Genomic DNA, 8,403 nt, shown 5'->3' with positions numbered 1-8,403 from the left:
TGCCAGTTTATCTTTATGAACTTTGTAACCACCGCATTCCGGCAGGGCTTCAACCAGACCGACAACCTGAATTCCGGCTTGGAGGGCATGATAACCGGCAATCAGGCCGACGTTCCCCCCGCCGACAATAAATAATCTTTCACAAGGTTTGACCAGATCACGGTTAACCAGGGTTTGGAATGCCCCAGCACCGATTACTCCCGGCAGGGCATTTCCATCGAAAGCGAGAAATTTTTCGCGGGCGCCACAGGCAACCAGCAGTACCTGCGGTTGAACCAGCGTGTACTCCCGATTATTTTTTAAAATACCCACTTTTTGGTCTTCGAATACTGCCAGAGCAGTGCTGTTCATCCAGATTTCAACGGAAGGTAAACACCTTACTTCTTCTTCAAGACGGGTGGCGATGTCAATCCCTCTTGTGCCGGCATAAACTGCTTCCGTGGAACCAAAAAAGCGGTGTGTTTGCAGAACCAGCTTGCCCCCCAAGCGATGTTTGTCATCCACCAGGATTACCGGAATGTTGTGTTTGCCCAATTCAATGGCAGCGGATAATCCAGCCGGGCCGCCACCAATGATCAACACCGGAATGGGAAGCGTTTTAATTTCTCTCATGGGTGGGATCTGATCATCCTGGGGTAAAGCCGGTAATCCATTTGCGGGAGAAACATGGCAACCCTCTTTCACCAGTTCCATGCAGGACTTGACCGGTTTACCATCCATGATCACCATACATTGAGCGCACTGCCCGTTGGCACAAAAAATTCCCAGAGGGGAGCCGTCTCTGGGATGATGACCAAAAATATGGATGTCGTTGGCAATCAAGGCTGATGCTATTGTTTCCCCGGCGAGTGCTAAAAGGGGTTTATCCTGCCAGTAAAAAGTGATGGATTGTTTTTCAATTGCTGGCAGGATGGGGTGTTTTTGTACTCTGCGTGATGACATGGATAATCCTTTTCTGGGTTTAAGGATTTGCCTGCCGATACCACGCTGATTGTAACAAAACCGGATTTACCTTTCTACTGAAATATTGCCGCTTTTTTACTCACGAGTGTCATCTATTTTTCCTTAAACAGATTACAATCCCGCCAAATTGTGAAACCGGCAGAACAGAAAAACTGTGTTAAAATCGTACAGACATCTTTCATCGTGAAGAAGTTTCATTGGAGGGTATAGTCATGCGTAGAATTGCTGTATTGACCAGCGGGGGAGATGCACCCGGCATGAATGCCGCCATTCGGGCTGTTGTTCGCACAGCAGCAGTACGCGGTTGGGAAGTGTACGGAGTGCGTAACGGATATGAGGGATTAATTGATGGCAAAATTTTTCCGCTGGGGGCAAGAGATGTCGGCGGAATTTTACAGAAGGGTGGTACCATCCTGGGGAGTGCCCGTTCACCGGAATTTAAGACCGAAGCCGGTCAGTTGAAGGCAATTCGATCCTTAAACCAGTTTGGAATTGAAGGGTTGGTTGTGATTGGTGGAAACGGCTCTCAGACCGGTTCTCTTGCATTACACAGACATGGTTTTCCCGTTGTGGGGGTGGCTTCAACCATTGACAACGACTTATACGGATCGGATATTACCATTGGGGTAGATACAGCCCTGAATATCGCTTTAGAAGCCATTGATCGGTTGAAAATTACGGCTTCCTCTCATCAGCGTGCTTTTCTTGTGGAAGTCATGGGGCGCGATTGCGGTTATCTGGCTTTGATGGCATCCATTGCCGGTGGGGCAGAGGCGGTGGTCATACCTGAGGTGCAGGTTGACCCGGAAGAAATTGCTCAGCGATTGGTGCGAGCCTATGAACGCGGCAAAGCCCATGCAATTGTAGTGGTTGCAGAAGGTGCTCAATATAACGCCACCAAACTGGAAGCGTATTTTGAAAAGCATCGTGAGCGGTTGGGCTTTGACCTGCGGGTGACCATTCTGGGGCATGTTCAGCGAGGTGGTGATCCCGGCGCGTATGACCGAATTCTGGCCAGCCGGCTAGGAGCCGGTGCTGTTGAAGCCTTGGAAAGAGGCGAGTACGGCGTGCTGGTTGGGATGATTAAAAGTCAGGTAGCGACCACCCCGCTGGAAGAAGTGGTCGCCAACAAGAAACAAATCGACCTGAAATTGTTTGAACTGGCAAAAATGCTGGATTAAGACCTCAACGTTTCCAGCGCAAATAAGCCTCGATAAAGCCGTCCAATTCGCCGTCCAGCACGGCTTGTGTGTTGCCGGTTTCGTAATCGGTGCGGTGATCTTTGACCAATTGATAAGGGTGCAGCACATAAGAACGAATCTGACTGCCCCACTCGGCTTTTTGGTATTCACCACGCAGCGCTTCCAGTTCTTTTTCCTGCTGTTCCTGCTTTAATGCTGCCAGGCGAGCCCTTAGAACGCGGAAGGCATTTTCGCGATTCTGGATTTGGGAACGCTCGTTCTGACAGGTGACGATGATGCCGGTGGGAAGGTGCAAGAGGCGCACCGCGGTGGCATTCTTTTGTACATTTTGACCACCCGCTCCTGACGATTTGAAAATGTCAATGCGCACGTCGTCCGGATTGATGACGATTTCTTCATCATCCTCGATTTCTGGGAGGACTTCAACCAGGGCAAAGGAAGTATGACGGCGATGGGCTGCATCAAAAGGAGAAAGGCGGACGAGCCGATGTACCCCTTTTTCCGATTTCAAGTAACCGTATGCGTATTTTCCATTCACGGCGATGGTAACGCTCTTGATGCCTGCTTCTTCGCCTTCGGTCATGTCCAAAATTTCGGTTGCGTAACCGGAACGCTCTGCCCAGCGCAGATACATGCGCTGAAGCATGGCAGCCCAATCCTGCGAATCGGTTCCGCCGGCTCCGGCATGAATGGCCAATAGGGCATTCCCCTGATCATACGGTCCAGATAAAAGGGTGTTTAGTTCCTTTTGTTCCAGAATTTTCCGAAGGTCGTCCACCTCTTGTTCGATTTCTGGCAGCAGACTCGCATCTTCCATTTTTGCCAGATCGAGCAAATCGGCAATTCTTTGCTGAAGTTTTTCCCAGTCGTGCACCTCTTCCCGCAAGGAAGAAAGTTTTTTCATCAGTTGTTGTGCACGAGCGGGGTTATCCCACAGGGTTGGATCTTCTGCCTGTTTTTCCAGTTGATCTAATTCTGACTTCTTTTTGGCGAAGTCAAAGATGCTCCATTAGATCATGGATTTGACGGGTATAATCCGTCAGCTGATCTATTAGTTCTTGCATACTTCCTCCAGTACAATGCTTCAGGCAAGAATGCCATCTACAAAAGCTTCACGGTCAAAGAGTTGAAGGTCATCCGGTTGTTCTCCCAATCCAGCAAACAGGATGGGGATGCCCAATTCTTTCTGAATGGCAAAAGCCATCCCCCCGCGGGCGGATGAATCCAGCTTGGCGAGAATGATGCCTGTGATCTGCACGGCATCTTTGAATGCTTTGGCTTGTTGCAGAGCGTTTTGGCCGGTGGTGGCATCCAGTACCAGCCAGGTGGCATGAGGTGCTCCCGGCAGGGCTTTCCCGCTCACGCGATAGACTTTTTTCAATTCTTCCATTAAGTTGTAGCGGGTGTGCAGTCTGCCGGCAGTATCAATAAAGACGATGTCCATGTTGCGGGAAATAGCGGCTTGAATGGTATCGTATGCAACTGCCCCCGGATCGGCGCTGGGTTGACCGCTGATTACCGGTAAATTGAGCCGTTCCGCCCAAATTTCCAGTTGATCTACGGCAGCGGCGCGGAAAGTATCGGCAGCGCCGAGCAGTACTTTTTTCCCCTGTTGGGAGAACTTTTTACCCAGCTTGGCAATGGTTGTGGTCTTGCCGGAGCCGTTCACTCCAACAATCAAAACCACTGCCGGTTTATGGTGGTCGAGATCAACAGGTGGGGCTGGGTCAAGGCGTTGAATCAGCTCACTTCGCAGCAGATTGCGCAATTCGGCTGCTCGAATGACACCTTGTTGAGCCGCCTTTTTTTGAAGTGTGCTAATGACTTCCTGTGTGGTCTGAATACCCAAATCAGCCTGAAGGAGCAAGGCTTCCAGTTCTTCCCATGTGTATTCGTCAATTTCGGTTGCGCCGAAAACAGTTGCCAGTCTGCCAAACGCGGCTTTACTGGTGCGATTGAGAGCTTCTTTCCATTTGGTGAATAATTCTGCCATAGCGGGATGATTATATCATAAGGGCATTGGATGATGAATTGGTGGGTTGAAGAATTGCCAGTTGACCACAACCTGCCTGAATATCAATGCCGCGCCGGATGCGGATGGTACAGGGAATTCCGTGACGTTCCAGTTCGGCTTTGAAGGCCAATGCACGTTCCCGGGTGCTGCCTTTACCGGCATACTTCCGGGTGGGGTTGAGTGGAATCACATTGACGTGACACAATAGCCCTTCTAAAAGATGAGCAAGTTTGCGGGCAGTTTCTACCGAGTCATTTACATTCTGTATTAATGCCCATTCAAACGTCAGGCGGCGGTGAGTTTGAGCAACATAGTCACGACAGGCTTGCATCAATTCGTTCAGGGGGTATTTTTTATTGATTGGCAGCATGGAGGTACGCAATTCGTCATCGGCAGCATGCAGGCTGATGGCCAGATTCACCTGCCTTTGTTCGGCGGCAAAACGGCGGATCATTGGGACTAAACCCACGGTGGAAATGGTGAAGCGGCGTGCTCCCAGATTCATCCCCAGAGGATGGTTGAGCCTGTCAATGGCCGCCATGGTGGCTTCGTAGTTGTGGAAGGGCTCGCCCATGCCCATCAAGACGACGTTTGTAACCATTTCGCCCTCTTCGTGGAGCAGGCGGGCGTAGTAAATGACCTGTTCTACAATTTCTCCGCTGCTCAAATTGCGCTTGAAACCCATTTGACCGGTGGCACAAAAAACACATCCCATGGCACAACCGGCCTGTGTGGAGATGCACAGAGTACGACGCTTTTCGTACTTCATGAGTACTGCTTCAATGGCTTTGCCATCTGCCAATTGAAAGAGGGTTTTCGTTGTTTCCCGGTCTGAGGATTGGAGCACCTGAACGGGTTCTAAGGCGGAAAACCTGAAGGTCTGTGCCATCTGATGACGTAGACTTGCCGGCAGGGTGGTAAATTCCTCCGCTTTCCGCCAAAAATTTTTATACACACCTTCCCAAATTTGACGGGCGCGAAACGAAGGTTGCTGCCAATCTTTGATCAGGACCTCAAGTTCAGCATAATCGAGATCGTAAATGAGGCGTTTGTGGGAAGAGAAATCTGCTTCAGTCATTCAGGAATCAACACCGACTAATTCGCTGAGTGAGTTGGCGATGAGATCCGGTCTGGGCTGCCATTGTTCTGCTTCAGCAAGAGTGGTGACGCCGGTCAGCACCAGTGCTGTTTTACAACCGGCATTTTTTCCTCCCAAAATATCCGTATCCAGGCGGTCACCAATTACAAGGGTTTCTTCCGGTTGTGTCCCCATTTGCTGGAGGGCCAGTTGAAATAAATGCGGGTAAGGTTTGCCCATAATTTGCGGCGCAACTCCGCTGGCAGTTTCAATAGCTGCCAGGATTGAACCAGCGCCTGGGGTAAGACCTTCTGGTGAGGGGAAAGTTTTATCGGGGTTTGTGCCGATGAAAGGAATACCCTTCTGAATCAGGAGGGAGGCTTTGCGTAATTTCTCATAAGTGAACTGGCGATCCAGCCCGGCTACCACAGCCAGCACACCGTCTTCGGAGTGATAAAAGCCGGCCTCCTGGAGCGCTTCGATCAGTCCGGTTTCACCAATCAGGTATACAGCCCCACCCTGGGGGTATAACTTTTTGAGGTAATACGCAACCGCCATCGGTGAGTTGATAATCTGGTTTGGGTTTACCTCAACACCGAAGGAACGCAATTTTTCGACATATTGTCCAATACTACCGGTGGCGTTGTTGGTTGCAAACGTATACTGAATGCCTAAATCCTGAAACTTGGTGAAAATGGCAGCAAGGTTCCCAATAGGTTGTTTACCCCGCCAGAGGACACCATCCATATCCAGAATAACGGCTTTCAGTTGTGGAAAGTGATCGAGGAGCATGTCGAATAGTTAGAAGTGTCTCCGGCAGGATGGATACCCTGCCGGAGAGAAACATAATTTACTTTTTGGGTGGAATCAAAACCTGATCCACTAAACCATATTCGACTGCCTGCTGGGCGTCCATGTAGAAATCTCGTTCCGTATCTCTTTCGATGACTTCCAGAGGCTGTCCGGTACAGTGTGCAAGAATTTCATTCAAGCGGGATTTGAGACGCAGGATTTCTTTGGCTTGAATTTCAATATCCGAAGCCTGTCCGGAAGCGCCACCCAGCGGTTGATGCATGTGAATGGTGGCATGGGGCAGGGCATAGCGCTGTCCTTTTGTACCGGCCGCCAGTAAAACTGTACCGAACGAGGCGGTTACCCCAACCGCAACCGTGCTGATTTTGTTCGGAATCATCATCATCGTATCGTAAATTGCCATACCTGCGTAAATCATTCCACCGGGGGAATTGATATACATCTGAATTCCTTTTTCGGGATCTTCTTTACTCAGATAGAGCAATTGAGCAACAATCAGATTGGCAATCTGGTCATCGATAGGGGTACCGACGAATACGATGCGTTCTTTGAGGAGCAGTGAATAAATATCGTATGCGCGCTCACCGCGGCCGGTACTTTCGATGACCATAGGGATAATGTTTTGAAATGCCGGAATGGTCATAGTTTCTCCTTTGGCTGATCTTGTAATGTTCAGTTTTGCTCTTCGGCAGGCGGGGTCTGGTTTTCTCCGGTGACTGGCTCAGACGCGGTTTCGGTTTCCGCATTGATTTCAGTGGGGGTCACCTCGTTGGTTGGTTGTTCTTCAATCGTCTGTCCGGTAGCAATAGCCTTCATGCGGTCAAGAATCATTTGATTCAACCTGCGATTGATATTGTAAATCAATACTTCTTGGGTGAGTTGATTTTGTTCAGCCTTTGTGGGTTTTTTATCCATGGGAATGGATTGTAAATCGCGCAGCGAGTCTTGAACGGCTTGCTGGTAATTGGCTTCGTCCAATTTGATTTGCTCCACATCAGCAAATTTTTCCATGATCAACGAACGTTCCAACCGCCGACGGGCAACGGGTTGCAATTCTTCGCGAATAAAGGTTTCGCGGTCTTTGTTGACCATTTTGAGATAAGTATCCAATTCCATTCCCTGTCGGCTCAAATCGTGTTGGAAGTCCTCTAATAAATGTTCGATTTCGTGTTCGAGGACTTGAGGAGGATATTTGATGGTTGCCTGAGATTGGAATTGTTCAAACAGCTGATTGAAAAATGTTTCGTCGGCTTTTTCTTTTTTTGCGTTTTCCAGCTGTTCGCGTATGGCTTTTTTCAGGTCTTCAAGGGTTTCAAATTGGCCAACGTTCTGAGCAAACTCATCGTTCAATTCCGGCAAAATGAGGGACTTTACACTCTGCACCGTTACCTGAAACTCAACTTCTTTACCCTGCAGAGCCGGATCTTCTTCCTCCTGCGGGTAGGTGTGCGTTAAGGTGAAAGATTCTCCTTCCTTTTTCCCAAGCAGGTGTTCTGAAAAACCCGGGAATGGGAAAGTGCGATTTTCCAACAAATCGCTCCCCAGAATGAATTGAGCCGGTCGTTCGGGAAAAACAACCTCATCCTGCTCATCGGCGGGATGGGTGAGTTTTCCGGAGAATTTGACATAAACCAGGTCGCCTTCTTGAGCGGGTCGGTCAACCGGTTCCGCTGTAGAATAATTGGTTTGCAAGCGTTTCAGGAAGTCGGTTATTTCCTGTTCTTCGACGACTTCTGGTGTATATTCCAAACGAATCTCTTTGTAATTGCCTAAATCAACTTCCGGCTCGAGCGGGACAAGGAAGGAAAATTTGGGCGGATCGAGGCTGAGAATTTTCTCCAAATTTCCAGCTGCACCGGGTTTGAGTTGTGCTTCTTCTAAAATTTTTGGGTAATATTCATCAATCAAGTCTTCAATGGCTTGTTCGATTAATGCCTCATCACCCACCACACGCCGCACCACATCATACGGCGCTTTACCGGGACGGAAACCCGGAATGCGGGTTTTTTCGGCAATTTTGCGGGCTGAACGTCGTTTATACTGTTCTAAAAGTTCGCTCTCAAATTCAGCAATCACATTGACCTGATGGTCATCTCGGGGTTGGATTTCGAGTTTCAACTTGATCATCCTTTATAGAAATGATTTAATTTGAGTGGGGAAGGCGGGACTTGAACCCGCACGCCTTTCGGCACATGATCCTAAGTCATGCCTGTCTGCCAGTTCCAGCACTTCCCCACGGGTTTGCGCGCCCAATTATACCACCTAACACGTCACAGGAGTATAACGCCGGGTTAGCTTATCAAAAATTTTGAATTTGAATTTTTATTCTATCT

General features: G+C 49.1%; 8 protein-coding genes and 1 tRNA gene. 1 reads left to right on the top strand and 8 read right to left on the bottom strand.

What is annotated here, in order from left to right; all coding sequences use genetic code 11:
* Positions 1-942 (bottom strand): 2Fe-2S iron-sulfur cluster-binding protein (locus tag ACWIZX_RS02865; protein WP_448334742.1); only part of this gene is annotated, 942 nt, incomplete at its 3' end.
* 233 nt (positions 943-1,175) lie between these two features.
* On the opposite strand from ACWIZX_RS02865, the gene pfkA reads away from it, so the two are divergent.
* A complete protein-coding gene (gene pfkA / locus ACWIZX_RS02860) occupies positions 1,176-2,144 on the top strand; it encodes a 6-phosphofructokinase (protein ID WP_322793550.1) in 969 nt (322 codons plus the stop codon).
* A gap of 4 nt (positions 2,145-2,148) precedes the next feature.
* Here the strand turns inward: pfkA and prfB are convergent.
* From prfB to ACWIZX_RS02825, 7 genes are all read right to left on the bottom strand, one after another.
* Positions 2,149-3,229, bottom strand: a protein-coding gene (gene prfB, locus ACWIZX_RS02855; protein ID WP_416181043.1) for a peptide chain release factor 2 whose coding sequence is annotated in 2 segments (ribosomal slippage) — positions 2,149-3,162 and positions 3,164-3,229 — 1,080 coding nt in all. Because the reading frame shifts where the segments join, the coding sequence is not laid out codon by codon here.
* Positions 3,230-3,249: 20 nt separating this feature from the next.
* Positions 3,250-4,158, bottom strand: a complete 909-nt coding sequence (gene ftsY, locus ACWIZX_RS02850; protein ID WP_448334741.1) for a signal recognition particle-docking protein FtsY — start codon at positions 4,156-4,158, stop codon at positions 3,250-3,252.
* 10 nt (positions 4,159-4,168) lie between these two features.
* Entirely contained in the window at positions 4,169-5,257 is a 1,089-nt protein-coding gene (gene rlmN / locus ACWIZX_RS02845) for a 23S rRNA (adenine(2503)-C(2))-methyltransferase RlmN (protein WP_448334740.1), read from the bottom strand.
* On the bottom strand, positions 5,258-6,049 hold the full coding sequence (locus ACWIZX_RS02840; RefSeq protein WP_322793547.1) for an HAD-IIA family hydrolase: 792 nt from the start codon (positions 6,047-6,049) through the stop codon (positions 5,258-5,260).
* 58 nt (positions 6,050-6,107) lie between these two features.
* Entirely contained in the window at positions 6,108-6,713 is a 606-nt protein-coding gene (locus ACWIZX_RS02835) for an ATP-dependent Clp protease proteolytic subunit (RefSeq protein ID WP_322793546.1), read from the bottom strand.
* 29 nt (positions 6,714-6,742) lie between these two features.
* Entirely contained in the window at positions 6,743-8,188 is a 1,446-nt protein-coding gene (gene tig / locus ACWIZX_RS02830; RefSeq protein ID WP_322793545.1) for a trigger factor, read from the bottom strand.
* Positions 8,189-8,223: 35 nt separating this feature from the next.
* Positions 8,224-8,305, bottom strand: a tRNA-Leu gene (locus ACWIZX_RS02825).
* Positions 8,306-8,403 lie beyond the last annotated feature (98 nt).

Source organism: Bellilinea sp. (assembly GCF_053501535.1).
This window is presented reverse-complemented; position numbering and strand designations above follow the sequence as displayed.